Below are 24,835 nucleotides of genomic sequence, written 5' to 3'. Positions count from 1 at the left end.
CTCTTTGGTACTAAGCTTTACTTGGAGTAAAGCTCGACGATCAGGTGTTCGTTAATGTCCGCAGACAGATCAGTACGTTCAGGAATACGTTTGAACACACCTTCCATCTTGACAGCATCAACTTCCAGCCAAGTCGGCTTTTCACGCTGCTCAGCCAGCTCCAAAGCTGCCTTAACACGAGACTGCTTTTTAGCTTTCTCACGGATGCTGACTACGTCATTCGGAGATACCTGATAAGAAGCGATGTTAACAACGCGACCATTTACCATGATAGCTTTATGACTAACCAGCTGACGTGATTCAGCACGAGTTGCGCCAAAGCCCATACGGTAAACTACGTTATCCAGACGACCTTCCAGCAGTTGCAACAGGTTTGCACCTGTGTTGCCTTTCAGACGTGCTGCTTCTTTATAGTAGTTACGGAATTGACGTTCTAGAACACCATAGATACGGCGAACTTTTTGTTTCTCACGTAACTGCACACCGTAGTCAGACAGACGCGGTTTACGCGCACCGTGCTGGCCAGGTGGTTGTTCAATCTTACACTTGGTGTCAATCGCGCGAACGCCAGACTTAAGGAACAGGTCTGTGCCCTCACGACGGCTCAGCTTGAGCTTAGGACCCAAATATCTTGCCATTTTCTCTCTCCAACAAACCTAAAAGCAGCGTTATACGCGGCGCTTTTTCGGCGGACGACAACCGTTATGAGGGATCGGAGTCACATCAGTAATATTAGTGATGCGGAAACCAGCCGCGTTTAACGCACGGATAGTAGACTCACGGCCCGGACCAGGTCCTTTAACCATAACTTCCAGATTCTTGATACCGTATTCTTTCACTGCGTCAGCGCAGCGCTCTGCTGCAACTTGCGCTGCAAACGGAGTAGACTTACGAGATCCACGGAAACCGGAACCACCTGCTGTTGCCCAACCCAATGCGTTACCTTGACGATCTGTAATAGTAACGATGGTGTTGTTGAAAGAAGCATGGATATGAGCCACACCGTCAGAGACTGTCTTTCTTACACGCTTGCGTGCACGAATAGGTGCCTTTGCCATTATTCAATCACCCCGATTATTTCTTGATCGGTTTACGCGGACCCTTACGGGTACGTGCGTTGGTCTTAGTACGCTGACCGCGAACTGGTAGACCACGACGATGACGCAAACCACGATAAGTCCCAAGGTCCATCAGACGCTTGATGCTCAGGGTCACCTCACGACGCAGATCACCTTCTACAACGTACTTGGCAACTTCGTCACGCAGCTTCTCGATTTGCTCTTCAGACAGCTCACTGATCTTAACATTTTCAGCAATACCCGCAGCAACACAGATAGCCTGTGAACGGGTTTTACCGATGCCGTAGATCGCAGTTAACGCGATTACGGTATGTTTCTGATCAGGAATGTTAATGCCTGCTATACGGGCCACTATGCACTCCTACTATTTTATACAGCAATACCATTCTGAAAAGCCCGTTTTCAGGATACTCAAATAGTATTGCAGTCACATACAAAAGATTGGCTGGCTAATCTAGCCAGCTCAACCCAACTTTGCAAGAAAAATATGCAAGATAAATCAGCCTTGACGCTGTTTATGCTTTGGTTCGGCACTGCAGATTACGCGAACGACACCGTTACGCTTAACAATTTTGCAGTTACGACATAATTTCTTGACGGAAGCACGAACTTTCATTTTTACTCTCCGTAACTTCTCAAACATCCCTGAATTAGCGGTTATAGCCTTTCAGGTTTGCTTTCTTCAATGCAGACTCGTATTGACTAGACATCATCAGAGTTTGCACTTGAGCCATAAAGTCCATGATGACCACCACTACGATAAGTAGGGAGGTACCACCAAAGTAAAATGGTACTTTCATCGCGTCACGCATGAACTCCGGGATCAGGCAGATGAAAGTAATATACATCGCACCAATTAAGGTTAGACGCGTCATTACTTTATCGATGTACTTCGCCGTTTGCTCTCCCGGACGAATTCCTGGCACGAATGCACCGGACTTCTTCAGGTTATCTGCTGTTTCACGCGGGTTAAACACTAACGCCGTGTAGAAGAAACAGAAGAAGATGATTGCAGACGCATAGAGTAACACATAAAGCGGCTGTCCCGGCTGCAAATACATCGAAATAGTCGTCAGCCAGTTCCAACCTGTCCCGCCCCCAAACCATGATGCAATCGTGGCAGGGAAAAGAATTATGCTGGAAGCGAAGATTGCTGGAATAACCCCAGCCATATTCACTTTCAACGGTAAGTGTGTGCTCTGTGCTGCATAAACACGACGACCTTGTTGACGTTTAGCATAGTTAACGACGATACGACGCTGACCACGTTCAATGAAAACAACGAAGAAGGTTACTGCAAACACTAATACTGCAACCAACAGCAACAGGAGGAAGTGCAGGTCGCCTTGCCGAGCTTGCTCGATGGTATGGGCTATTGCAGGTGGAAGACCAGCAACAATACCAGCAAAGATTATGATTGAAATACCGTTACCGATACCACGCTCAGTAATCTGTTCGCCCAGCCACATCAGGAACATAGTCCCGGTGACCAAGCTAACAACAGCGGTAAAGTAGAAAGCAAAGCCTGGATTGATTACCAGACCTTGCATCCCAGGCATATTCGGCAGACCGGTAGCAATACCGATCGATTGGAATATAGCCAATACCAACGTGCCATAACGGGTGTACTGGCTAATCTTACGACGGCCAGCCTCCCCTTCTTTCTTTATCTCGGCTAACGCTGGATGAACCACCGTTAACAGTTGGATAATAATCGATGCCGAAATATACGGCATGATACCCAAGGCAAAGATAGAAGCACGACTGAGAGCACCACCAGAGAACATGTTAAACATTTCAATGATGGTCCCTCTCTGCTGCTCGAGCAATTTAGCAAGCACAGTGGCATCGATACCAGGAATCGGAATAAAAGAGCCGATACGGAAAACAATAAGCGCACCGATAACAAACAAAAGTCTGCGCTTCAGTTCGCCTAATCCGCCTTTAGCACTTTGAAAATCTAATCCTGGTTGCTTAGCCATCTGCTACTTATTCCTCAATTTTACCGCCAGCAGCTTCGATAGCAGCACGAGCGCCTTTGGTGACACGCAGACCACGAAGAGTTACCGCACGAGTGATTTCGCCTGAAAGCATAACTTTCGCGAACTCAATCTGGGTACCAACAACGTTAGCGGCTTTCAACGTGTTCAGGTCGATTACGTCGCCTTCCACTAAAGCCAGTTCAGACAGACGAACTTCTGCCGTGATCATAGCTTTGCGAGAGGTGAAGCCGAATTTCGGCAAACGACGATATAAAGGCATCTGACCACCTTCAAAACCACGACGTACGCCACCGCCAGAACGTGAGTTCTGACCTTTGTGACCACGACCAGCAGTTTTACCCAGGCCAGAACCGATACCACGACCTACACGCTTCGGCGCATGCTTGGCACCTTCAGCCGGAGACAGAGTATTTAAACGCATCTGTTACTCCTCAACTTTAACCATGTAGGAAACCAAGTTGACCATACCACGCACAGCGGGAGTATCCTCACGCTCTACAGTATGACCAATACGACGCAGACCTAAACCGATCAGAGTTGCCTTATGTTTCGGCAAACGACCGATACTGCTTTTTGTTTGAGTTACTTTAATAGTCTTTGCCATGGTTATTTCCCTAGAATTTCTTCGACGGACTTACCACGCTTGGCAGCGACCATTTCTGGGGATTTCATATCTTCCAGAGCTGCAATAGTTGCACGAACCACGTTGATCGGGTTAGTAGAACCATAGGCCTTGGCCAATACGTTATGAACCCCTGCAACTTCCAAGACGGCGCGCATTGCACCACCGGCGATGATACCGGTACCTTCAGAAGCTGGTTGCATGAATACACGAGAACCTGTGTGAGCACCTTTAACTGGGTGCTGCAGAGTACCGTTATCCAAAGCAACATTAATCATAGCGCGACGGGCTTTTTCCATCGCTTTCTGGATCGCTGCCGGAACTTCGCGTGCTTTGCCGTAGCCAAAACCAACGCGACCGTTACCATCACCAACTACTGTCAGTGCGGTAAAGCTGAAAATACGGCCACCTTTTACGGTTTTAGATACGCGGTTTACCGCGATCAGCTTTTCCTGCAGTTCGCCAGCTTGTTTTTCGATGTGTGACATCTTACACCTCTACCTTAGAACTGAAGGCCAGCTTCACGGGCAGCATCTGCCAGTGCCTGGACTCGACCATGATATTGGAAACCGGAACGGTCAAAGGATACTTTCGTGATCCCTTTTTCCAATGCGCGCTCTGCAACAGCTTTACCTACAGCTGCGGCGGCATCTTTGTTGCCGGCGTACTTCAATTGCTCATTGATAGCTTTTTCTACAGTAGAAGCTGCTACCAAAATTTCTGAACCGTTTGGTGCAATAACCTGCGCGTAAATATGGCGTGGGGTACGATGTACCACCAGGCGAGTCGCACCCAGTTCTTTGAGCTTGCGGCGTGCGCGGGTCGCACGACGGATACGAGCTGCTTTCTTATCCATAGTGTTACCTTACTTCTTCTTAGCCTCTTTGGTACGCACGACTTCGTCGGCGTAACGGACACCCTTGCCTTTATAAGGCTCAGGACGACGGTAGGCACGTAAATCTGCTGCAACCTGACCAATCACCTGCTTATCAGCGCCTTTCAGCACGATTTCAGTTTGGGTCGGGCATTCTGCAGTGATGCCAGCCGGCAATTCATGGTCAACTGGATGAGAGAAGCCTAAAGCTAAATTCACCACGTTGCCTTTAACTGCGGCACGGTAACCTACACCTACCAATTGAAGCTTCTTAGTGAAGCCTTCGGTAACACCAACGACCATTGCGTTAAGCAGTGCACGAGTGGTACCCGCTTGGGCCCAACCGTCTACAGCGCCTTCGCGTGGAGCGAAAGTCAGTGTATTTTCTTCTTGCTTAACTTCAACAGCGCTATGGACGGTACGAGTCAGCTCGCCGTTCTTACCCTTTATCGAAATAACCTGACCGTTGAGTTTTACCTCTACGCCGGCAGGAATGACGACGGGTGCTTTTGCAACACGAGACATTCTTTCCTCCCGAATTAAGCTACGTAGCAGATAATCTCGCCACCAAGACCAGCTTGGCGAGCTGCACGATCGGTCATAACACCTTTAGAGGTAGAAATAACAGCGATACCCAAACCGGCCATAACTTTTGGCAGCTCATCTTTTTTCTTATAGATGCGCAGACCTGGACGGCTGATACGTTGAATGCTTTCTACCACTGCCTTACCCTGGAAATACTTAAGAGCTAATTCCAGAACAGGCTTGGTGTCGCCTTCGATTTTAAAATCTTCAATAAAACCTTCTTCCTTCAGAACGTTGGCAATTGCCACTTTCAGCTTGGAGGAAGGCATGGTGACCGCGACTTTGTTTGCGGATTGACCGTTACGGATACGGGTCAGCATATCCGCGATCGGATCTTGCATGCTCATCTGTCTTTACTCCCGTGATTCAATTGGTGACAATTACCAGCTAGCCTTCTTAAGGCCCGGGATTTCACCGCGCATTGCGGTTTCACGGACTTTAATACGGCTCAACCCGAACTTCCGCAGGAAACCATGCGGACGACCAGTTTGGTTGCAGCGGTTACGCTGACGGGACGGGCTGGAATCACGCGGCAGAGACTGCAGCTTCAGAACAGCATTCCAACGGTCTTCGTCGGATGAGTTCACACCAGAGATAATAGCTTTTAATTCCTCGCGTTGAGCGCGGTATTTGTTAGCTAGTTTCACGCGAACAACTTCGCGTGCTTTCATTGATTGCTTAGCCATCAGTAACCCTACCTTACTTGCGGAATGGGAATTTAAAAGCAGCCAACAATGCACGGCCTTCATCATCGGATTTCGCAGTAGTGGTAATGGTAATATCCAAACCACGTACACGATCGACTTTATCGTAGTCGATTTCCGGGAAGATGATCTGCTCGCGCACACCCATGCTGTAGTTACCACGACCATCGAATGACTTAGCGGACAAGCCACGGAAGTCACGGATACGAGGTACAGCAATGGTAATCAGACGCTCAAAGAATTCCCACATGCGTTCGCCACGCAGGGTTACTTTACAGCCGATCGGATAGCCCTGACGGATTTTGAAGCCTGCAACAGATTTGCGTGCTTTGGTGATAAACGGTTTTTGACCGGAGATTGCTGCCAAGTCAGCTGCTGCATTGTCCAGCAGTTTCTTGTCAGCGATCGCTTCACCAACACCCATGTTCAGGGTGATCTTCTCGACCCGAGGGACTTGCATGACAGAGTTGTAGCCAAACTGAGACATCAGTTGTTTGACCACCTCGTCTTTGTAGTAATCATGCAGTTTCGCCATCGTATTACTCCAAATTACTTGATAGTTTCGCTATTAGATTTAAAGAAACGGACTTTTTTGCCGTCTTCGAATCTAAAGCCTACACGGTCAGCCTTACCGGTTGTCGTGTTGAACAGCGCAAGGTTGGAAACTTGAATTGCAGCTTCTTTTTCAACAATGCCACCTGGTTGGTTCAGGGCCGGAACCGGCTTCTGATGTTTTTTAACCAGGTTGATACCTTCAACAATGACCTTACCAGCAGACAGGACATTCTTTACTTTACCGCGCTTACCTTTGTCTTTCCCGGTTAGCACGATAACTTCGTCATCACGACGGATTTTCGCTGCCATGGTTCGCTCCTTAGAGTACTTCTGGTGCCAGAGAGATAATTTTCATGAACTTCTCATTACGCAGTTCACGAGTTACCGGCCCAAAAATACGCGTGCCGATTGGCTGCTCGCTGTTATTATTTAAAATAACACAAGCGTTACCATCGAAGCGAATGACAGAACCGTCCGGGCGACGTACACCCTTCTTGGTGCGCACCACTACCGCCTTCAGAACATCGCCTTTCTTCACCTTGCCACGAGGAATTGCTTCCTTGATGGTGATCTTGATGATGTCGCCGATGCCTGCGTAGCGACGGTGCGAGCCACCTAGAACCTTGATACACATTACGCGACGTGCACCGGAGTTGTCGGCCACGTTCAGCATAGTCTGTTCTTGGATCATGTTAGTGCTCCGCTAATGTCAACTACTACTTTAGGACCCAGAATAGGTCGTTTAAAAGCCCCATTAATGAGGGCGCAGCATTATAACACCGCTTCCAAATTATGGGTAGAAAAAATAAACGGCCCACTTTCTGAGCCGTTTATTATGTTCGAGTTGGCTACTCTATTACAGAATCGCTTTCTCTACAACGCGAACAAGCGTCCAAGACTTAGTCTTTGACAGTGGACGGCATTCGCGGATTTCTACCACGTCACCGATTCCACATTCATTGTTCTCGTCATGTACATGCAATTTCGTCGTACGACGGATGAATTTCCCGTAAATAGGGTGTTTCACCACACGTTCGATAGCAACAACCATGGATTTCTCCATTTTGTCACTAACTACGCGACCTTGCAGAGTACGGATTTGCTCAGTCATTACGCACCCGCCTTCTCAGTCAGTAAAGTCTTAACACGTGCGATATTACGGCGCACTTGTTTCGACAGGTGAGTTTGTTGCAGCTGGCCACTAGCCGCCTGCATGCGCAAATTGAATTGCTCACGCAGCAGGTTGAGCAGCTCAGTGTTCAGCTCTTCAACGCTTTTTTCACGCAGCTCTTGTGCTTTCATCACATCACCGTCTTAGTTACAAAGGTGGTTCCTACAGGCAGTTTCGCTGCTGCGAGCTTAAATGCTTCGCGAGCAGTTTCTTCAGGTACACCAGCCATTTCAAACAACATTTTTCCTGGCTGGATCAGGGCAACCCAATACTCTACGTTACCCTTACCTTTACCCATACGCACTTCGAGCGGCTTCTCGGTGATCGGCTTGTCCGGGAATACACGGATCCAGACCTTACCTTGACGCTTAATTGCACGTGTCATCGCACGACGGGCTGCTTCGATTTGACGAGCCGTCAGGCGGCAACGGCCACAAGCTTTCAGGCCGAACTCACCGAAGCTAACATCCGTACCTTGCGCAAGGCCACGGTTACGGCCTTTGTGCATCTTACGGAATTTTGTACGCTTTGGTTGTAACATCAGCGATTCTCCTTACTTGCGGCCTTTACGCTGCTGCTTTTTAGGTTGAGCAGCCGGTTCCGGTTGTTCAACAGCAGCCATACCACCCAAGATCTCACCTTTGAAGATCCATACCTTAACGCCGATTACACCATAAGTGGTGTGCGCTTCAGATGTGTTGTAATCGATATCCGCACGCAGTGTATGCAACGGAACACGACCTTCACGGTACCATTCGGTACGCGCGATTTCAGCACCGCCAAGGCGGCCGCTTACTTCAACTTTGATACCTTTAGCGCCAAGACGCATTGCGTTCTGTACAGCACGCTTCATAGCACGACGGAACATAACACGACGTTCCAGCTGTGAAGTGATGCTGTCAGCAACCAATTTTGCGTCCAGTTCCGGTTTACGGACTTCGGCGATGTTAATCTGTGCAGGAACGCCAGCGATATCCGCTACGACCTTACGCAGTTTTTCGACATCTTCACCTTTCTTGCCGATAACGATGCCAGGACGAGCGGTGTGAATAGTCACACGGATGCTCTTCGCTGGACGCTCGATAACGATGCGAGAAACGGAAGCTTTCGCTAATTCCTTAGTCAGGAATTGGCGAACTTTAAAGTCGCCGTCCAGGTTGTCAGCGAATTCTTTGGTATTTGCGTACCAGGTAGAGTTCCAAGCTTTGACAATACCTAGTCGAATACCATTAGGATGTACTTTCTGACCCATTGCTAGTCTCCAGAGTCTCAGCGATCGGACACAACCACAGTAATGTGGCTGGTGCGCTTCAGGATGCGATCTGCACGACCTTTTGCACGCGGCATAATGCGCTTCATGCTAGGGCCTTCGTCTACGAAGATCTTCGTGACTTTCAGATCATCGATGTCAGCGCCATCGTTGTGTTCTGCGTTAGCAATGGCAGACTCTAGTACCTTCTTAACCAAACCAGCAGCTTTCTTGTTGGTATAGGCCAGAGTTTCCAGAGCTTGCGACACTTTCTTACCGCGAATCAGGTCCGCTACCAAGCGAACCTTCTGAGCAGAAGAACGAGCGTGGCGATGTTTAGCGATAGTTTCCATCTCTTCCTCCTACCTTAGCGCTTTTTAGCCTTTTTATCGGCCGCATGGCCGCGATAAGTACGGGTCGGCGCGAATTCACCCAGTTTGTGACCGACCATTTCATCGGCTACAAAAACGGGAACGTGCTGACGACCATTATGGACAGCGATGGTCAAACCGATCATATTTGGAAAGACCGTTGAACGACGGGACCAAGTCCGAATTGGCTTCTTGTCTCCGCTTTCCACCGCTTTCTCTACCTTCTTCAGCAAGTGCAGGTCAATGAAGGGACCTTTCTTGAGAGAACGTGGCATGGCTTATCCTCTAATTATTTTTTACTACGGCGACGTACGATGAACTTATCAGTACGCTTGTTGCTACGGGTCTTCTTACCTTTGGTTTGAACGCCCCACGGAGTTACCGGGTGCTTACCAAAGTTACGACCTTCACCACCACCGTGTGGGTGATCTACCGGGTTCATCGCCGTACCGCGAACGGTAGGACGAATACCACGCCAACGACTAGCACCTGCTTTACCCAGCACACGCAGCATGTGTTCAGCGTTACCGACTTCACCTAAGGTGGCGCGGCAATCAGCTTGAACCTTGCGCATTTCGCCGGAGCGCAGACGCAGAGTAACGTAGGAACCGTCACGAGCAACGATCTGAACGTATGCACCAGCAGAACGAGCCAATTGGCCGCCTTTACCTGGTTTCATTTCTACGTTATGAACCGTTGAACCAACTGGGATGTTACGCATAGGCAGGGTGTTACCTGCTTTAATTGCCGCATCAACGCCAGATTGAATCTGGTCACCAGCTTTCAGGCCTTTTGGCGCCAGGATATAACGGCGTTCGCCGTCTTTGTACAGAACCAGCGCGATATTCGCGGAACGGTTCGGATCGTACTCCAGACGCTCAACCACTGCAGGGATACCATCTTTGTTGCGTTTGAAGTCAACCAGACGATAATGTTGCTTGTGGCCACCACCGATATGACGGGTAGTGATACGGCCATTGTTGTTACGGCCACCGCTTTTGCTTAATTTCTCAAGCAACGGGGCATAAGGCTTACCCTTATGCAACTCCTGGTTAACCACCTTAACAACGTGGCGACGACCCGGAGATGTAGGTTTACATTTAACAATTGCCATTGTTTTACTCCTCCGACTTACTCTGCGCCGCCGATGAAGTCCAGATTCTGGCCTTCTTTCAGGGTGACGTAAGCTTTTTTCCAGTCGCTACGACGACCAACACGCTGACCGTGACGCTTACTCTTGCCTTTAACCAGCAAGGTGTTAACGTCTTCGACTTCGACTTCAAACAGTTTCTGCACTGCAGCTTTAATTTCTGCTTTGGTCGCGTCTTTGGCAACTTTGAGAACGATGGTGTTATTCTTTTCCATCGCAGCGGACGCTTTTTCAGATACATGCGGCGCGCGCAGTACTTTCAGCAGACGTTCTTCACGAATCATGCCAGCATCTCCTCAACTTGCTTCACAGCATCAGCAGTCATAACCACTTTATCGAAGGCGATCAGGCTAACTGGGTCGATACCGGCTACATCGCGAACGTCAACCTTGTACAGGTTGCGAGCTGCCAAGAACAAGTTCTCGTCCAGTTCACCCGTTACGATCAGCACATCTTCCAGAGCCATATCTTTCAGTTTCTGCGCCAGCAACTTAGTTTTAGGTGCTTCAACAGAGAACTTTTCGACAATGATCAGACGATCTTGACGTACCAATTCGGACAGAATGCTTTTCAGCGCGCCGCGGTACATCTTTTTATTTACTTTCTGACTGTGATCCTGAGGCTTCGCAGCAAAGGTCACACCACCTGAACGCCAGATTGGGCTCTTTACAGAACCTGCACGCGCACGGCCGGTGCCTTTCTGGCGCCACGGTTTCTTACCGGAACCTGTTACTTCAGCACGGGTCTTCTGAGCACGAGTACCTTGACGGGCACCTGCTGCGTAAGCAACAACAACCTGATGTACAAGCGCTTCATTGAAATCACGCCCGAAGGTAGTTTCGGAAACAGTCAGCGCGCCTTGCGCGTCTTTCATTACCAATTCCATTCCTATCTCCTCGACGTTACGCCTTGACAGCCGGTTTTACGATCAGGTTGCCACCGGTTGCTCCCGGTACAGCGCCCTTGACCAGCAGTAGGTTGCGCTCAACGTCAACACGTACTACATCCAGGCTTTGAACAGTTACACGTTCATCACCCATATGGCCTGCCATTTTCTTGCCTTTAAACACTTTGCCCGGAGTCTGGTTCTGACCGATAGAACCCGGAACGCGGTGAGACAAGGAGTTACCATGGGTAGCATCTTGGGTACGGAAGTTCCAGCGCTTAACAGTACCGGCAAAACCTTTACCTTTAGACGTACCTGTAACGTCGACTTTCTTAACGTCTGCAAAGATTTCGACGCTAATTTCTTGGCCAGCAGTGAATTCTTGACCTTCTGGAAGGCGGAATTCCCACAGACCACGGCCAGCTTCTACGCCAGCTTTAGCGAAATGACCCGCTTCTGGTTTAGTAACGCGGTTAGCTTTTTTAGCACCGGTAGTTACTTGCACAGCACGGTATCCGTCGTTCTCCAGGCTTTTGACCTGAGTTACGCGGTTCGCTTCAATTTCGATAACAGTTACTGGGATTGAAACGCCATCTTCAGTGAAGATACGCGTCATACCCACTTTCTTACCGACTAAACCAATCATTGTTTCAACCTCTCAATCGCTCAATGACCTGATTAACCCAGGCTGATCTGCACGTCTACACCAGCAGCCAGATCCAGACGCATCAGAGCATCAACGGTTTTCTCGGTTGGCTCAACGATGTCAACCAGACGCTTGTGAGTGCGAATCTCGTACTGATCGCGCGCATCTTTATTGACGTGCGGAGAGATCAGAACGGTAAAGCGCTCTTTGCGAGTTGGCAGCGGGATCGGACCGCGAACCTGCGCACCAGTGCGCTTGGCAGTCTCGACGATTTCCGCAGTTGATTGATCGATCAAACGATGATCAAACGCTTTCAGGCGGATACGGATTCTTTGGTTCTGCATGAGACCAGAGCTCCAATTATTTATAAACGTAAATGATTACTCCTCGCACCCATTTCGATTGATGGGGGAGTGTAATCGTTCAACATATAACCCCCATATCGGGAGTATTGTTCAGTAACAGCACTAGGCTATGACTGACAGATTAGTTTCAATCTGGCCAACCAAGATTAGGTAGGCCCGCGCATTATACGTAAATACCAGCAGGAAGCAAGTCAGTGTTGGGAATCTATGCAAAAACTTGCCAGATAATTTAATTAAGGGGATATAAGGTTAATTTGTGCGGTAGGAATGAAAAAAAGAGTGAGTCCAAGAAGGATTCTCACTCTTTTTGACTGCGTAATCTTATGGTTAATAAACAAGCTATCTTGCAAGTGTTTAGTCTTTCGCCAACTGTGCCTGAGAGTAGTTTTGTATACCTAAACGCTCAATCAGACTCAGTTCTGTTTCGAGCCAGTCAATATGGCCCTCTTCATCAGCAAGAATTTCTTTCAATAAATCGCGACTAACATAATCATGGATAGAATCAGCATAAGCAATACCTTCACGCAGATCCTTCGCCCCGGCGAGCTCGAGAGCTAAATCTGATTTCAGTATTTCCTCAACATCCTCGCCAATATTCAGCTTACCCAAGTCCTGTAAGTTAGGAATACCTTCGAGGAATAAAATACGTTCGATGTATTTATCGGCATGCTTCATTTCGTCTATAGATTCGTGATACTCCTTATCATTAAGGCGCATCAGCCCCCAGTTTTTAAACATTCGGGCATGGAGAAAATATTGATTGATGGCAACTAGCTCGTTGCCGAGTAGTGTATTGAGATGTGCAATTATCTTTTTATCGCCTTTCATAACTATACCCTCCGCTTCCAGTACACAAAGTGTAGTACCAGATGGCAAAGTGTGGGGAATACTTCTCCCTGCTAACTATTAGGCAACATCATTCATTTCTGGAATGTTCGCGCGTTCCTCGATCAGTATCTCTCTGGCCTGTCGGATGCACTTACCGCAGTCTGTACCAATGGGTACCAATTGACGCAGTTGTTTAATGGTATGTGGATGGTGCTGACGTACAGCTTTACGGATAACTTTGTCAGATACCGCATTACACAGACAAACATACATAGAGAGACTCACTTCTTAACCAATCCCTCAAGTGTAAATAAGAATGCGTGTTATTTCAATTAAGATTATTCACTTTATCAATAAAAAAGGGTGCCGAAGCACCCTTGGTTACTTGATCAATAAAATAATTAATCAGTAAAGCAATTAAGCGATAACTTTAGCAACAACACCAGCGCCTACAGTGCGGCCACCTTCACGGATTGCGAAACGCAGACCGTCGTCCATTGCGATTGGGTGAATCAAGGTAACAACCATGTTCACGTTATCACCAGGCATTACCATTTCAACGCCTTCTGGCAGTTCGATGGTACCGGTTACGTCAGTTGTACGGAAGTAGAACTGAGGACGGTAGCCTTTGAAGAACGGAGTATGACGGCCGCCTTCGTCTTTGCTCAGAATATAAACTTCTGAATCAAAGGTAGTGTGTGGTTTGATAGAACCTGGTTTAGCCAGAACCTGACCACGTTCGATATCTTCACGTTTGATACCACGCAGAAGAACACCAACGTTCTCACCAGCACGGCCTTCGTCCAGCAGTTTGCGGAACATTTCAACGCCAGTACAAGTAGATTTAACAGTATCTTTGATACCAACGATCTCTACTTCTTCACCAACTTTAACGATACCGCGCTCTACACGACCAGTTACAACAGTACCACGGCCTGAGATAGAGAATACGTCTTCGATTGGCAGCAAGAATGGCTTATCGATAGCACGTTCTGGCAGTGGAATATAAGTATCCAATGCTTCAGCCAGTTCGATAATTTTTGCTTCCCACTCAGGAACGCCTTCCAGTGCTTTCAGAGCTGAGCCCTTGATTACTGGAATGTCGTCGCCTGGGAAATCGTAAGCAGAAAGAAGTTCACGAACTTCCATTTCTACCAGTTCCAGCAGCTCTTCATCGTCAACCATGTCACATTTGTTCATGAATACGATCATGTATGGAACGCCAACCTGGCGACCCAACAGGATGTGTTCACGAGTCTGTGGCATAGGACCGTCAGTTGCAGCAACAACCAAGATCGCGCCGTCCATCTGAGCAGCACCGGTGATCATGTTTTTAACGTAGTCGGCGTGTCCTGGGCAGTCAACGTGCGCATAGTGACGAGTCGGGGTGTCATATTCAACGTGAGAAGTGTTGATGGTGATACCACGAGCTTTTTCTTCTGGTGCGTTATCGATCTGATCGAAAGCACGAGCGCTACCGCCGTAGGTTTTAGCCAGTACGGTAGTGATTGCTGCAGTCAGGGTAGTTTTACCATGGTCAACGTGGCCGATAGTACCGACGTTTACATGGGGTTTGTTACGTTCAAATTTTTCTTTAGACACGACTATATTCCTTACTCTGGTGCTCTACCACTTATGAGAGAGCACTGGATCATTGTTTTAAACCCGAAACCTTATTTGCCACGGGCTTCGATAACGGCTTGAGCGACGTTACTCGGCGCTTCAGCATACTTCAGGAACTCCATAGAGTATGAAGCACGGCCCTGGGTCTGAGAGCGCAGGTCAGTAGCATAACCGAACATTTCAGACAACGGAACCTGGGCACGAATAGTCTTACCAGTTAACGTATCTTCCATACCTTCGATCATGCCACGACGACGACTCAGGTCACCCATTACGTCACCCGCATAATCTTCAGGGGTTTCGATTTCAACCTTCATTATTGGCTCAAGCAGAACTGGTTTAGCTCGTTTGAAACCTTCTTTAAAGGCGATAGAACCGGCTAATTTAAACGCCAATTCTGAGGAGTCAACATCATGGTAAGAACCGTAGTGCAGACGCACTTTAACGTCCACAACCGGATAACCAGCCAGAGGACCGGACTTCAGTTGTTCCTGGATACCTTTATCAACAGCAGGGATGAACTCTTTAGGAATAGAACCACCAACGATTTCGTTGACGAATTCATACCCAGCGCCACCCGGTGGTAACGGAGACATATCGATAACAACATGACCGTACTGACCACGACCGCCTGACTGCTTAGCGTGCTTACCTTCCACGTCCTTGACGGTATCGCGGATAGTTTCACGGTAAGCAACCTGAGGTTTACCGATGTTTGCTTCCACGCTAAATTCGCGGCGCATACGGTCAACCAGGATATCCAAGTGCAGCTCACCCATACCAGCGATGATAGTCTGACCTGATTCTTCGTCAGTCCACACACGGAATGATGGATCTTCTTTTGCCAGACGCCCCAGAGCCATACCCATTTTTTCCTGGTCGGCTTTGGTTTTTGGTTCAACGGCAACAGAGATCACTGGCTCAGGGAACTCCATACGTTCCAGAATGATCACATGCTTTGGATCACATAAGGTGTCACCCGTCGTCACGTCTTTCAGGCCGATCGCTGCTGCGATGTCGCCTGCGCGAACTTCTTTGATCTCTTCACGTTTGTTGGCGTGCATCTGTACGATACGACCCAAACGCTCTTCACGCGAACGTACTGAGTTCAGCACAGTGTCACCGGAGTTAACAATGCCAGAGTACACACGGAAGAATGTCAGGTTACCCACAAACGGGTCGGTAGCAATTTTGAATGCCAATGCAGAGAACGGCTCTTTGTCGTCTGAATGACGAACAGCCGGAGTATCTTTACCATCGTCCAAAATACCGTTGATTGCTTCAACGTCAGTTGGCGCTGGCAGATAATCGATAACTGCATCCAGCATTGCCTGTACGCCTTTGTTTTTAAACGCAGAACCACAGGTAACCAAGATAATTTCGTTGCGCAGAACACGTTGACGCAGAGCTTTCTTGATTTCTTCTTCGGTCAGCTCTTCGCCGCCCAAATACTTGTCCATCAACTCTTCAGACGCTTCTGCAGCCGATTCAACCAGATTCTGGTGCCATTCAGCAGCCAGCTCAGCCATATCAGCAGGGATCTCTTCGTATTCGAAGGTCACACCCAGATCGGCTTCATTCCAGTTGATCGCTTTCATTTTCACTAGATCGATAACACCAGTGAATTTCTCTTCCGCGCCGATTGCCAGTTGCAATGGAACTGGATTCGCGCCCAGACGAGCTTTAAGCTGGCCAACAACTTTCAGGAAGTTAGCACCCATGCGGTCCATTTTGTTAACGAACGCAATGCGTGGGACTTTATATTTGTTCGCCTGACGCCATACGGTCTCAGACTGTGGCTGAACACCACCAACTGCACAGTAAACCATTACCGCACCGTCAAGAACACGCATAGAACGTTCAACTTCAATGGTGAAGTCAACGTGCCCTGGGGTGTCAATGATATTGATGTGATGTGGTTCATACTGTTTAGCCATACCAGACCAGAAGCAGGTAGTAGCCGCAGAAGTAATGGTAATACCACGTTCCTGCTCTTGTTCCATCCAGTCCATAGTGGCTGCGCCGTTATGAACTTCACCGATCTTATGGTTTACACCGGTGTAAAACAGGATACGTTCGGTAGTGGTTGTCTTACCGGCGTCGATGTGAGCGCTGATACCGATATTACGATAGCGCTCAATGGGTGTTTTACGAGCCATTTGATTCCTCTATTGCCTTAGGCGTTCATTCGATTAACCATGCGGGTTAACTATTAAAGCGCCCGCATGGTTAGCATAGCTACTGCGTGGTAATTACCAGCGGTAGTGCGCGAACGCCTTGTTAGCTTCGGCCATACGGTGAACGTCTTCACGTTTCTTAACAGCAGAACCTTTGTTCTCTGCTGCGTCAGACAGTTCATTCGCCAAGCGCAAAGCCATGGATTTATCACCGCGTTTACGAGCAGCATCAACGATCCAACGCATTGCCAAGGCATTACGACGAACCGGACGAACTTCAACTGGTACCTGATAAGTAGAACCACCAACGCGGCGAGACTTAACTTCGACAGTCGGGCGCACGTTATCCAGAGCTACTTCGAAAGCTTCCAGAAAATCTTTACCAGAACGCTGAGCCAGGGTTTCCAGCGCGGTATAGACGATTGCTTCTGCAGTAGATTTTTTACCATCTACCATCAGGATATTTACAAATTTAGCCAGCAATTCAGATCCGAACTTAGGATCTGGCAAAATTTTACGCTGACCAATTACACGACGACGTGGCATGGAAATACTCCGTTGTTAATTCAGGGTTGTCCAAAACTCTAAGAGTTTATTTTGACATTAATGTGAAAATGTTTGGCCTTACTTAACGGAGAACCATTAAGCCTTTGGCTTCTTCACGCCGTACTTAGAACGTGATTGCTTACGGTCTTTAACACCTGAGCAGTCAAGCGCGCCGCGGACGGTGTGGTAACGCACACCTGGCAAGTCTTTTACACGACCGCCACGGATCAGGATCACGGAGTGTTCCTGTAGGTTATGACCTTCACCGCCAATGTAGGAGGTGACTTCAAAACCGTTAGTTAAACGCACACGGCAAACTTTACGCAGTGCGGAGTTAGGTTTTTTCGGGGTGGTGGTATATACGCGGGTACATACACCACGTTTCTGCGGGCATGCTTCCAGCGCAGGAACGTTGCTTTTAGCAACCTTCATGCTGCGTGGCTTGCGAACCAGCTGGTTAATCGTTGCCATTATTAAAAAAGCTCCTGGTTTTTTGCTTCGTAAACACGTGATAAATCCCCCTCGTTTGCACGACTGGCAGAGAACGAGGACGCAGAATTTTATGGCTGACTATCTAAGGTGTCAAGAAATATACAGCATTGACTGCATTACCATGCCAGTTGTTGCTGATGTTTTAGGGTCAAATCCACGAAGTGAGTATAGCCGATTAGCGTAGCGCTGTCTGAAATTTGACCAGACAAACCACGTGCAATAACGTCATCTTCTAACACAAATAGAGAAGCTGGGTTATTTAACAATAGCTTAAGACTTTCACTGTTTTTCAAAACAGTCATAACGCCATCTTGTAGAAAGAGAATCTCATCTTCGGATGTGACTAATCTCAGCAAAGCAGATAAATCGCAACGATAAGGGGAATGACTGACGGTATACAGCATTATAGCGACCCAAATCCCATTAAAAAGTCAGCACAACATCATAAGTTGCCAATTGGCGACGTAAATTTACCGGAGATAATACCTCGACATCAAGGATCCAGTTCGTCACACCACTCAACCCGCGTTGCTCTAATGAGGCTTCGCAGATATAACAATTATCAACATCGTACAGGGGTAAGACACCGAAAGTGGCAATATAGTTTCTGGCGAGAATTATTTCCGGTTGTTGCTGAGGTAATAGCTGCAAAACACCATCTGACAGAAAGAATACACCTAAATCTTCGCTTAATGCCGATGTAGCCAGTAAGGCATCTAACCCTTCCCGCCCTGCCGAATTGCCATGCGGGCCTTGGGTAAAAACAAAAGCGACACGTTTCATTGCCATTAAAATTGCACCATGCGATCACAGGTCAATGCGGCTTCGGCTAACGCACCCAAGCCGGTTAAGGTAAAACCCGGTTGCAGATTCGCTGCCGCAAGATTGAGTTGTTCGGCTTCCTGTTGGTCGGTTACACCACGGCGTAATGCCGCCGCCACACACACATGCAACATAACAGCATGTTCAGCCGCCAATTGTTGCCACGCCCTTACCAAGTCAAATTCATCACTGGCAGGGGCAGTTAATTGGTTAGCGTTCAAAACGCCTTCGCGATAGAAGAAAACACTCACCAAACTGTGACCTGAATTTATCAGCGCTTGTGCAAATTGATAAGCACTACTGGCCTGCTGCGTACCATAAGCAGGCCCAGTGACCATAAGACAATATCTTTTCACGCCAGACATTAACGGTCGTGCCCTACAAGGTCGCCACTTTTGAATTGGCGAATGTAGAGATAGACGGTGTGTTTAGAGATATTAAGCCGTTCTGCAACCTGATTGATGGCATCTTTGATATCAAAAATACCCTTTTCATAAAGATTAAGTACCACTTGGCGGTTCTTCGCATTGTTAGAAACATTACGGTCCGCATTGACTTCTTCGATGGTAAATTCAAGTGTTTGCGCCACCAAATCATCAACAGATGAGGCAAAGTTGACCGAGGAAGCAACTTCCTGCGTTTCCGGCGGCATAAACGTTTGGATGATTTGTGAGAAAGGCACATCCAGATTCATGTTGATGCACAGCAAGCCAATAACACGCTGGTCACGGTTACGGATAGCGATAGTGACTGATTTCATCAGTACACCACTTTTGGCTCTGGTGAAATAAGCTCTTGAAACACTGCTATCAGCACCGGCCATATCGTGCAACATCCGTAGAGCCAAGTCGGTTATCGGTGAACCAATTTGCCTTCCAGTGTGTTCTCCATTCGCAATTCTTACCGCAGAGCTTTTCAGATCTTCCAGTGAGTGCAGAACGATTTCACAGTGGCCGCCAATAAGCATAGCTAAGCCATCAACGACAGCTTCGTATGATTTTAGTATTTCATGGTCCGTCTGACTGAACGGACGTTCATCCAGTAAATCCAGTTCACTGGTTTCGCTACTGAGAAGCGAATTAGACATCGAAGACACCATCCTCTAGGTAAAGCCTGTCTCAATATCGTTGGCAGACTCATAACTCAATATCTTAGATTTTAAGTCTAGCAAATATGCTGAGATAAAATCCTTGCGTTTGCGCGTGATATTGACGTTAAGCCCACAAGCCATAAACCGTCAAGTTATCAACGAACAGAAGTGAAAATTGATAGATGTGCCGCAAAAAAAACCGCCACGACAATTATCGCAGCGGTTATAAGCAGAATCGGTGAACTAAGCTGAATTACTTCTTCGCTTTTTCGCCTGCAGCTGCTGCTGGTTGCTCTTCTGGAGCATCAGCTTTTGGTGCCGCTTTCACATCTAACAGTTCTACATCGAATACCAGAGTAGAGTTAGCTGGGATACCTGGGACGCCAGTTTTGCCGTAAGCCAGTTCTGGTGGGATAACCAGGGTGATCTTGCCACCTTTTTTGATTTGCTTCAGGCCTTCAGTCCAACCTGGGATAACACCGTCCAAGCGGAAGGATAATGGCTCACCACGCTTGTAGGAGTTATCAAACTCAGTGCCATCAGTCAGTGTCCCTTTGTAATTAACAACCACGGTATCACTGTCTTTTGGTGCTTCACCAGTACCGGTTTTCTCTACTTTGTACAGCAGGCCAGATGCGGTTTTCTTCACATCTTTTTCTTTAGCGAAAGTATCGCGATACTTAGCGCCCTTATCGGCATTTTCTTTAGCGTCCTGCTCCATTTTTGCCTGAGCAGAAGCTTTTACGCGAGCTTCAAAACTTTGCAGAGTGCTTTCAATTTCTGCATCAGTCAGTTTGCTTTTGTTAGCAAACGCGTCCTGAACACCGGCGATCAACTGGTCTTTATCCAGTTTAATACCCAGCTTTTCTTGTTCTTTTAGGGAATTATCCATGTAACGCCCTAATGATGCGCCTAATGCATAAGCAGATTGCTGGTCATCATTTTTAAATGCGCTATTGGTCGTTGCTGGCGCGGCTGCGGTTTTGGCTGCTTCAGCAGCGAAAGTAGCAGAGGTATTCAGGGTCAGCGCCATGGTGGTAGCCAGTAGCGTTACTTTAAACAGTGATTTCATCCATTTCTCCATTGGCTTAAGGACACTTACCCCAAGCAACGATTATAAGTGTAACTTGTACTATAACTGTCTGTGCGAACACAAAACAATCTCTATGCTGATGCTATTAAGTGATATTAAGACTTTTTTTACTACAAGAAGTTTCGTTTTATCGATATCTTGATCCTCGCAAGGCAATCACGGCGTTTTACAGGTAGAATCGCCCCTCCCCTGTTTTTTCTCTATGAGTATCAAATAGGAAGTAATAAGAGGGTATGGTTTGCAGTCATGAGAGGAAATTAATATGGAACAATCCCTGTTTGAACAACGGCTGGAAATGCTGGAAAGCCGTCTGGCATTTCAGGAAGTGACGATTGAGGAACTCAATTTGATCGTGACGGAGCACCAAATGGAAATGACCAAATTGCGGGAGCATCTGCGCTTGTTGACCGATAAACTGCGCGAATCTCAGTCTTCCATGATGGCCTCGCCAGCAGAAGAGACACCGCCTCCGCATTATTAATGCGGATAGCAAAAAGCCAGCCGCAAGGCTGGCTTTTGACTGACAGAGTCAGATCTTAGTGACAGCCACAGCCGCCCTTACCACAACCACCTTTACCATGTTCATGATCGTGGTCACTCTCATCATGGCCATGACCGCCACAGCAACCATCACCGTGTTCATGATGATGATCATGCTCGCCATGTACGTGGCCATGTTGCAGCTCTTCTTCTGTTGCTTCACGGATAGCAACCACGTCAACGTGGAAGTTCAGATCCTGACCCGCCAGCATGTGGTTACCATCAACCACCACGTGCTCATCTTCAACAGCAGTGATCTCTACCGGTACTGGACCTTGATCGGTATCAGCCAGGAAACGCATGCCAACTTCCAGCTCGTCAACGCCCATAAAGACGTCTTTCGGTACGCGCTGCACCAGATTTTCATCATAGCTGCCGTAGCCTTCGTCTGCATTCACGCGCACATCAAAGCTGTCGCCAGCTTCATGACCTTCGAGCGCTTTTTCCAAACCAGCGATCAGGGAACCGTGTCCATGCAAGTAGTCCAACGGCGCACTCACCGGAGACTCATCAACTAAAACACCGTCTTCTGTACGTACCTGGTAAGCCAGGCTGACCACCAAGTCTTTTGCTACTTTCATGATATCTCCTACCCTTGGAACAAAAATTGGCACAGATTGTAGCTGAAATCTGCACCGCTGTACCCACCAGCATAAAAAATCGCGAAGGATAACGCTACTCGGGATGGAAAATACCGATCACTTGTTCATGCGGGCGGACGTGTTGATTGACCTGTTCATCCGTCTGGCGTTGATGGTGACCACACTTGACACACTCCACCACCTCCACGTGATCTTCACGCCATAAAGCCAAGGTATCCAATGCCTTACATTTTGGACAAACCGCTCCAGCGATAAATCTTTTGCGCGTTTTTGTCTTATTAAGAGCACTTGTCATCGTTTTCTCCGACATTATTCGTATTCATCCCACCCATCTAACTGCCGACTTTCATGTAGCATTTCTCGCTGGAAAATATCTTCCAGTTCACGGCGGGCCTCTTTAACTCTGGAGATTTGCGCCACATCACCATGATGCTGCGGCACCAATTCACGCAGCATCCGCATATCAAGACGACGGAAATGTTGTTGCGCCCGATAAGCTTGATGTGGATGCATTCCCAATCCCAATAGCGTTTTACGCCCCAACTCCAGCGCACTGGAAAAGGTTTCGCGGGTGAAGTCTTTGACGCCATTTTGCAACAGTTCATGTGCTTCAACACGCCCTCTGGCACGCGCCAGAATGTGCAAATCAGGGAAATGTTGCTGGCACAGATGCACCAATGTCATGGTATCTTCCGGCTCATTACAGGTGATAACAATAGCTTTAGCTTTTTCCGCGCCGGCGGCCCGCAACAGTTCCAATTCGGTGGCATCGCCGTAATAGACTTTGTAACCGTATTTGCGCATCACACTCACCGCACTGACATCACGTTCTAACACGGTAATACGCATTTTGTTCGCCATCAGTAGGCGGCCAATCACCTGACCAAATCGCCCAAAACCAACAATAATCACCTGCGGATCATTATCTTCCACGAACGGCTTCTCATCGCTCTCTTCCTGCGCGTTATAACGGCGGATCAGAATGCGATCGATAGCCTGCATCAATAATGGTGTCGTCATCATCGACAACGTAACCACCACCAGCAGCAATGCCAGTTGTTCAGCATTTAGAACATGTTGAGAGAATGCAGCGGAGAACAAGACGAAAGCAAATTCACCGCCCTGACTGAGCACTCCGGCAAATTGCAAGCGCACCGAACGGCGCAAGCCAAATGTACGTGCCAAACCATACAATACGGTGCCTTTGATAAATACCAGCGCCAGCACACCTAACAACACATCCAGCAGGTGAGTGAATAGCACACCAAGATTCAGCGCCATCCCAACCGAAATAAAGAACAACCCGAGCAATAACCCTTTAAAAGGTTCGATGGCAATTTCCAGTTCGTGCTGAAATTCACTTTCGGCCAGTAATATCCCGGCGATAAATGTCCCTAACGCCATCGATAGGCCCAATGCATCCATAAACAGTGCAGAACCTAATACCACCAGTAATGCGGCCGCAGTAAAAACCTCCCGCACACCAGAGGCGACAATATAGCGAAACAAGGGGCGCAGCAGATAGCGACCACCAATCAACATCCCCGCAAACGCCGCAACTTTAATACCAATTTTGACCCAATCATTGGCACCACCACCGCCCCCCGCCAGAATAGGGATCAACGCCAAAGCAGGTATAACCGCCATATCCTGGAACAGTAACACCGAGAATCCGAGCTGCCCGCCTTCGTTGCGGTTCATGCCTTTTTCCCGCATTAGCTGCAATGCCATCGCGGTCGAGGACATTGCTAAACCAATGCCACCGATAACCGCCGCCTGCCAGGCGAACTGAGTGAAATAGAGTAATGCCCCCAATACTGCCGCTGTAATAACAACCTGACCCGCACCGACACCAAAAATAGAGCGCCGCAACTGCCATAGCTTGGCTGGATTCAACTCCAACCCAATGATAAACATCAGAAACACCACACCAAGCTCGGAGAAGTGCAGTATTTCGTCAACATCACGTATAAAACCTAACCCCCATGGACCAATAGCAATACCGGCTATCAGATAACCCAACACCGCACCAATACCCAGGCGTTGAGCAATAGGAACCGCAACCACAGCGGCAAATAAAAATAATAAAATGGCAGTAAGTAGCGCTGAGCCTTCCATATATCAGTGCCCTCCCGCAGGCAACGGCGACAGCAACCACTGCGTATAAGCTTGCGCATGGCTGGCTAAGACTTCCGGTTTCTGACGTCGCGCCCAGTATATAATCATCGGGTTCATCCAATGCATATGGCACATAGCCGCTGTCAATTCGAAAGGGCGCAGAATATCTTCCATCGGATAGCGGTTATAGCCCCCTACCCGATAGGCCCCTTCCGGTTCGCCGGTGGTAATTACCGAGCGCCAATACTTACCCGTCAGAGCATGACCACCCACACCATTGGCAAACCCACGAGCTAATACCCGGTCCAGCCACTCCTTCAGCAACGCCGGGCAACTGTAGGTATAGAGAGGATGTTGAAATACAATAACTTGATGCTCACGTAGCAATTGCTGCTCATGGTGAATATCAATAAAGAAATCAGGATAATGTGCATAGAGATCGTGCACAGTAACATGTTCTAACTGCTGCACCGGTTGCAGTAAAACCCGGTTTGCCACCGAGTCTTGTGATTCCGGATGGGCATACAGCAGCAAAACCTTCGGTGGCTGCGACATCATTCCCCTCCAAAGCGTCGTCAGGGTCCGGTTTTTCCGTTACCATACTTCGCAAAGACTAAAAAAGACTAAGATTTATACCCAAAGTC

Annotated in this window: 42 protein-coding genes; 1 reads left to right on the top strand and 41 read right to left on the bottom strand. The window is 48.1% G+C overall.

From position 1 onward, the window contains the following. Positions 1–17 precede the first annotated feature (17 nt). The 37 genes from rpsD to fkpA form a co-directional block, all read right to left on the bottom strand. Positions 18–638 (bottom strand): 30S ribosomal protein S4, encoded by a 621-nt coding sequence (gene rpsD / locus V1955_RS01335; protein WP_002218949.1) that lies wholly within the window; start codon positions 636–638, stop codon positions 18–20. 30 nt (positions 639–668) lie between these two features. Then, a complete protein-coding gene (rpsK, locus tag V1955_RS01330; RefSeq protein ID WP_004709234.1) occupies positions 669–1,058 on the bottom strand; it encodes a 30S ribosomal protein S11 in 390 nt (129 codons plus the stop codon). Positions 1,059–1,074: 16 nt separating this feature from the next. After that, positions 1,075–1,431, bottom strand: a complete 357-nt coding sequence (rpsM, locus tag V1955_RS01325; RefSeq protein WP_004702348.1) for a 30S ribosomal protein S13 — start codon at positions 1,429–1,431, stop codon at positions 1,075–1,077. 147 nt (positions 1,432–1,578) lie between these two features. Next, positions 1,579–1,695: a 50S ribosomal protein L36 gene (gene rpmJ, locus V1955_RS01320; RefSeq protein WP_002227352.1), complete on the bottom strand. Its 117-nt coding sequence runs from the start codon at positions 1,693–1,695 to the stop codon at positions 1,579–1,581. A 34-nt stretch (positions 1,696–1,729) separates the two neighbouring features. Then, positions 1,730–3,061 carry a preprotein translocase subunit SecY gene (gene secY / locus V1955_RS01315; RefSeq protein WP_002213344.1) on the bottom strand — a complete coding sequence of 444 codons (1,332 nt, stop codon included), beginning with the start codon at positions 3,059–3,061 and terminating at the stop codon, positions 1,730–1,732. Between the two features lie 7 nt (positions 3,062–3,068). Beyond that, a complete protein-coding gene (gene rplO, locus V1955_RS01310; RefSeq protein WP_004391411.1) occupies positions 3,069–3,503 on the bottom strand; it encodes a 50S ribosomal protein L15 in 435 nt (144 codons plus the stop codon). Positions 3,504–3,506: 3 nt separating this feature from the next. Beyond that, on the bottom strand, positions 3,507–3,686 hold the full coding sequence (rpmD, locus tag V1955_RS01305; RefSeq protein ID WP_002213339.1) for a 50S ribosomal protein L30: 180 nt from the start codon (positions 3,684–3,686) through the stop codon (positions 3,507–3,509). A gap of 2 nt (positions 3,687–3,688) precedes the next feature. After that, a complete protein-coding gene (rpsE, locus tag V1955_RS01300) occupies positions 3,689–4,192 on the bottom strand; it encodes a 30S ribosomal protein S5 (protein WP_004391412.1) in 504 nt (167 codons plus the stop codon). Positions 4,193–4,206: 14 nt separating this feature from the next. Continuing rightward, positions 4,207–4,560, bottom strand: coding sequence for a 50S ribosomal protein L18 (gene rplR / locus V1955_RS01295; protein ID WP_004391413.1), 354 nt, complete (start codon positions 4,558–4,560; stop codon positions 4,207–4,209). A gap of 9 nt (positions 4,561–4,569) precedes the next feature. Then, positions 4,570–5,103: a 50S ribosomal protein L6 gene (gene rplF / locus V1955_RS01290; protein ID WP_004391415.1), complete on the bottom strand. Its 534-nt coding sequence runs from the start codon at positions 5,101–5,103 to the stop codon at positions 4,570–4,572. A 14-nt stretch (positions 5,104–5,117) separates the two neighbouring features. Continuing rightward, entirely contained in the window at positions 5,118–5,510 is a 393-nt protein-coding gene (gene rpsH, locus V1955_RS01285) for a 30S ribosomal protein S8 (protein WP_032820216.1), read from the bottom strand. Positions 5,511–5,543: 33 nt separating this feature from the next. Then, complete coding sequence (gene rpsN / locus V1955_RS01280; protein ID WP_004391418.1) at positions 5,544–5,849, bottom strand: 30S ribosomal protein S14; 306 nt, start codon at positions 5,847–5,849, stop codon at positions 5,544–5,546. Between the two features lie 13 nt (positions 5,850–5,862). Further along, a complete protein-coding gene (gene rplE, locus V1955_RS01275; RefSeq protein ID WP_004391419.1) occupies positions 5,863–6,402 on the bottom strand; it encodes a 50S ribosomal protein L5 in 540 nt (179 codons plus the stop codon). Positions 6,403–6,416: 14 nt separating this feature from the next. Beyond that, complete coding sequence (gene rplX / locus V1955_RS01270) at positions 6,417–6,731, bottom strand: 50S ribosomal protein L24 (RefSeq protein ID WP_049612315.1); 315 nt, start codon at positions 6,729–6,731, stop codon at positions 6,417–6,419. 10 nt (positions 6,732–6,741) lie between these two features. Continuing rightward, positions 6,742–7,113 (bottom strand): 50S ribosomal protein L14, encoded by a 372-nt coding sequence (gene rplN / locus V1955_RS01265; protein WP_002213325.1) that lies wholly within the window; start codon positions 7,111–7,113, stop codon positions 6,742–6,744. Positions 7,114–7,278: 165 nt separating this feature from the next. Next, a complete protein-coding gene (gene rpsQ / locus V1955_RS01260) occupies positions 7,279–7,533 on the bottom strand; it encodes a 30S ribosomal protein S17 (protein WP_032820219.1) in 255 nt (84 codons plus the stop codon). Beyond that, positions 7,533–7,724, bottom strand: a complete 192-nt coding sequence (gene rpmC / locus V1955_RS01255) for a 50S ribosomal protein L29 (protein ID WP_005159843.1) — start codon at positions 7,722–7,724, stop codon at positions 7,533–7,535. Before rpmC ends, rpsQ begins: the two co-directional genes overlap by 1 nt. Next, positions 7,724–8,134 (bottom strand): 50S ribosomal protein L16, encoded by a 411-nt coding sequence (rplP, locus tag V1955_RS01250; RefSeq protein ID WP_038242806.1) that lies wholly within the window; start codon positions 8,132–8,134, stop codon positions 7,724–7,726. The genes rpmC and rplP overlap by 1 nt, the downstream gene beginning before the upstream one ends. Before the next feature lie 12 nt (positions 8,135–8,146). Continuing rightward, a complete protein-coding gene (rpsC, locus tag V1955_RS01245; RefSeq protein WP_083161167.1) occupies positions 8,147–8,845 on the bottom strand; it encodes a 30S ribosomal protein S3 in 699 nt (232 codons plus the stop codon). Between the two features lie 17 nt (positions 8,846–8,862). Beyond that, complete coding sequence (gene rplV / locus V1955_RS01240; RefSeq protein ID WP_004391423.1) at positions 8,863–9,195, bottom strand: 50S ribosomal protein L22; 333 nt, start codon at positions 9,193–9,195, stop codon at positions 8,863–8,865. A 14-nt stretch (positions 9,196–9,209) separates the two neighbouring features. Next, positions 9,210–9,488 (bottom strand): 30S ribosomal protein S19, encoded by a 279-nt coding sequence (rpsS, locus tag V1955_RS01235; protein WP_032818077.1) that lies wholly within the window; start codon positions 9,486–9,488, stop codon positions 9,210–9,212. Positions 9,489–9,502: 14 nt separating this feature from the next. Further along, positions 9,503–10,327 (bottom strand): 50S ribosomal protein L2, encoded by an 825-nt coding sequence (gene rplB, locus V1955_RS01230; RefSeq protein ID WP_005186240.1) that lies wholly within the window; start codon positions 10,325–10,327, stop codon positions 9,503–9,505. Positions 10,328–10,344: 17 nt separating this feature from the next. Continuing rightward, a complete protein-coding gene (rplW, locus tag V1955_RS01225) occupies positions 10,345–10,647 on the bottom strand; it encodes a 50S ribosomal protein L23 (protein WP_005159841.1) in 303 nt (100 codons plus the stop codon). Next, positions 10,644–11,249: a 50S ribosomal protein L4 gene (gene rplD / locus V1955_RS01220; RefSeq protein WP_004702326.1), complete on the bottom strand. Its 606-nt coding sequence runs from the start codon at positions 11,247–11,249 to the stop codon at positions 10,644–10,646. Before rplD ends, rplW begins: the two co-directional genes overlap by 4 nt. 16 nt (positions 11,250–11,265) lie before the next feature. Further along, positions 11,266–11,895, bottom strand: coding sequence for a 50S ribosomal protein L3 (rplC, locus tag V1955_RS01215; protein WP_442820443.1), 630 nt, complete (start codon positions 11,893–11,895; stop codon positions 11,266–11,268). Positions 11,896–11,927: 32 nt separating this feature from the next. Further along, on the bottom strand, positions 11,928–12,239 hold the full coding sequence (gene rpsJ / locus V1955_RS01210) for a 30S ribosomal protein S10 (RefSeq protein WP_001181005.1): 312 nt from the start codon (positions 12,237–12,239) through the stop codon (positions 11,928–11,930). A 375-nt stretch (positions 12,240–12,614) separates the two neighbouring features. After that, positions 12,615–13,088, bottom strand: coding sequence for a bacterioferritin (bfr, locus tag V1955_RS01205; protein WP_083161169.1), 474 nt, complete (start codon positions 13,086–13,088; stop codon positions 12,615–12,617). A gap of 78 nt (positions 13,089–13,166) precedes the next feature. Then, positions 13,167–13,361, bottom strand: coding sequence for a bacterioferritin-associated ferredoxin (bfd, locus tag V1955_RS01200; RefSeq protein WP_005186233.1), 195 nt, complete (start codon positions 13,359–13,361; stop codon positions 13,167–13,169). Between the two features lie 144 nt (positions 13,362–13,505). Beyond that, positions 13,506–14,690 (bottom strand): elongation factor Tu, encoded by a 1,185-nt coding sequence (gene tuf / locus V1955_RS01195; RefSeq protein WP_005186230.1) that lies wholly within the window; start codon positions 14,688–14,690, stop codon positions 13,506–13,508. A 71-nt stretch (positions 14,691–14,761) separates the two neighbouring features. Next, a complete protein-coding gene (gene fusA, locus V1955_RS01190) occupies positions 14,762–16,870 on the bottom strand; it encodes an elongation factor G (protein ID WP_083161170.1) in 2,109 nt (702 codons plus the stop codon). A 93-nt stretch (positions 16,871–16,963) separates the two neighbouring features. Beyond that, positions 16,964–17,434 carry a 30S ribosomal protein S7 gene (gene rpsG / locus V1955_RS01185; RefSeq protein ID WP_002212324.1) on the bottom strand — a complete coding sequence of 157 codons (471 nt, stop codon included), beginning with the start codon at positions 17,432–17,434 and terminating at the stop codon, positions 16,964–16,966. Positions 17,435–17,530: 96 nt separating this feature from the next. After that, entirely contained in the window at positions 17,531–17,905 is a 375-nt protein-coding gene (gene rpsL / locus V1955_RS01180) for a 30S ribosomal protein S12 (RefSeq protein ID WP_002212323.1), read from the bottom strand. A 137-nt stretch (positions 17,906–18,042) separates the two neighbouring features. Continuing rightward, positions 18,043–18,330 (bottom strand): sulfurtransferase complex subunit TusB, encoded by a 288-nt coding sequence (gene tusB, locus V1955_RS01175; protein WP_049601300.1) that lies wholly within the window; start codon positions 18,328–18,330, stop codon positions 18,043–18,045. Between the two features lie 19 nt (positions 18,331–18,349). Next, complete coding sequence (tusC, locus tag V1955_RS01170) at positions 18,350–18,715, bottom strand: sulfurtransferase complex subunit TusC (RefSeq protein WP_442820442.1); 366 nt, start codon at positions 18,713–18,715, stop codon at positions 18,350–18,352. Continuing rightward, entirely contained in the window at positions 18,715–19,113 is a 399-nt protein-coding gene (gene tusD / locus V1955_RS01165) for a sulfurtransferase complex subunit TusD (RefSeq protein WP_083161172.1), read from the bottom strand. The genes tusC and tusD overlap by 1 nt, the downstream gene beginning before the upstream one ends. Next, a complete protein-coding gene (locus V1955_RS01160; RefSeq protein ID WP_032906602.1) occupies positions 19,113–19,835 on the bottom strand; it encodes a helix-turn-helix transcriptional regulator in 723 nt (240 codons plus the stop codon). Before V1955_RS01160 ends, tusD begins: the two co-directional genes overlap by 1 nt. 256 nt (positions 19,836–20,091) lie before the next feature. Then, a complete protein-coding gene (fkpA, locus tag V1955_RS01155; RefSeq protein WP_442820441.1) occupies positions 20,092–20,910 on the bottom strand; it encodes an FKBP-type peptidyl-prolyl cis-trans isomerase in 819 nt (272 codons plus the stop codon). A gap of 283 nt (positions 20,911–21,193) precedes the next feature. On the opposite strand from fkpA, the gene V1955_RS01150 reads away from it, so the two are divergent. Further along, positions 21,194–21,412, top strand: coding sequence for a protein SlyX (locus tag V1955_RS01150; RefSeq protein ID WP_005186209.1), 219 nt, complete (start codon positions 21,194–21,196; stop codon positions 21,410–21,412). 55 nt (positions 21,413–21,467) lie between these two features. Here V1955_RS01150 and slyD read toward each other — a convergent pair whose 3' ends face one another. The 4 genes from slyD to kefG form a co-directional block, all read right to left on the bottom strand. Next, on the bottom strand, positions 21,468–22,052 hold the full coding sequence (gene slyD / locus V1955_RS01145; RefSeq protein ID WP_083161174.1) for a peptidylprolyl isomerase: 585 nt from the start codon (positions 22,050–22,052) through the stop codon (positions 21,468–21,470). A gap of 94 nt (positions 22,053–22,146) precedes the next feature. Continuing rightward, the gene (locus tag V1955_RS01140) at positions 22,147–22,368 is read right to left on the bottom strand and encodes a YheV family putative zinc ribbon protein (protein WP_032906619.1); all 222 of its coding nucleotides are present in this window, start codon (positions 22,366–22,368) and stop codon (positions 22,147–22,149) included. Positions 22,369–22,382: 14 nt separating this feature from the next. Continuing rightward, positions 22,383–24,191 carry a glutathione-regulated potassium-efflux system protein KefB gene (gene kefB, locus V1955_RS01135; protein WP_442820440.1) on the bottom strand — a complete coding sequence of 603 codons (1,809 nt, stop codon included), beginning with the start codon at positions 24,189–24,191 and terminating at the stop codon, positions 22,383–22,385. A 3-nt stretch (positions 24,192–24,194) separates the two neighbouring features. Then, positions 24,195–24,746 (bottom strand): glutathione-regulated potassium-efflux system ancillary protein KefG, encoded by a 552-nt coding sequence (gene kefG, locus V1955_RS01130; RefSeq protein ID WP_193784847.1) that lies wholly within the window; start codon positions 24,744–24,746, stop codon positions 24,195–24,197. Positions 24,747–24,835: the final 89 nt, after the last annotated feature.

It is taken from the genome of Yersinia sp. 2545 StPb PI (genome assembly GCF_052217125.1).
Classification (GTDB): domain Bacteria; phylum Pseudomonadota; class Gammaproteobacteria; order Enterobacterales; family Enterobacteriaceae; genus Yersinia; species Yersinia enterocolitica_E.
The sequence above is the reverse complement of the archived record's forward strand: the minus strand, read 5'-3'. Positions and strand labels throughout refer to the sequence as shown.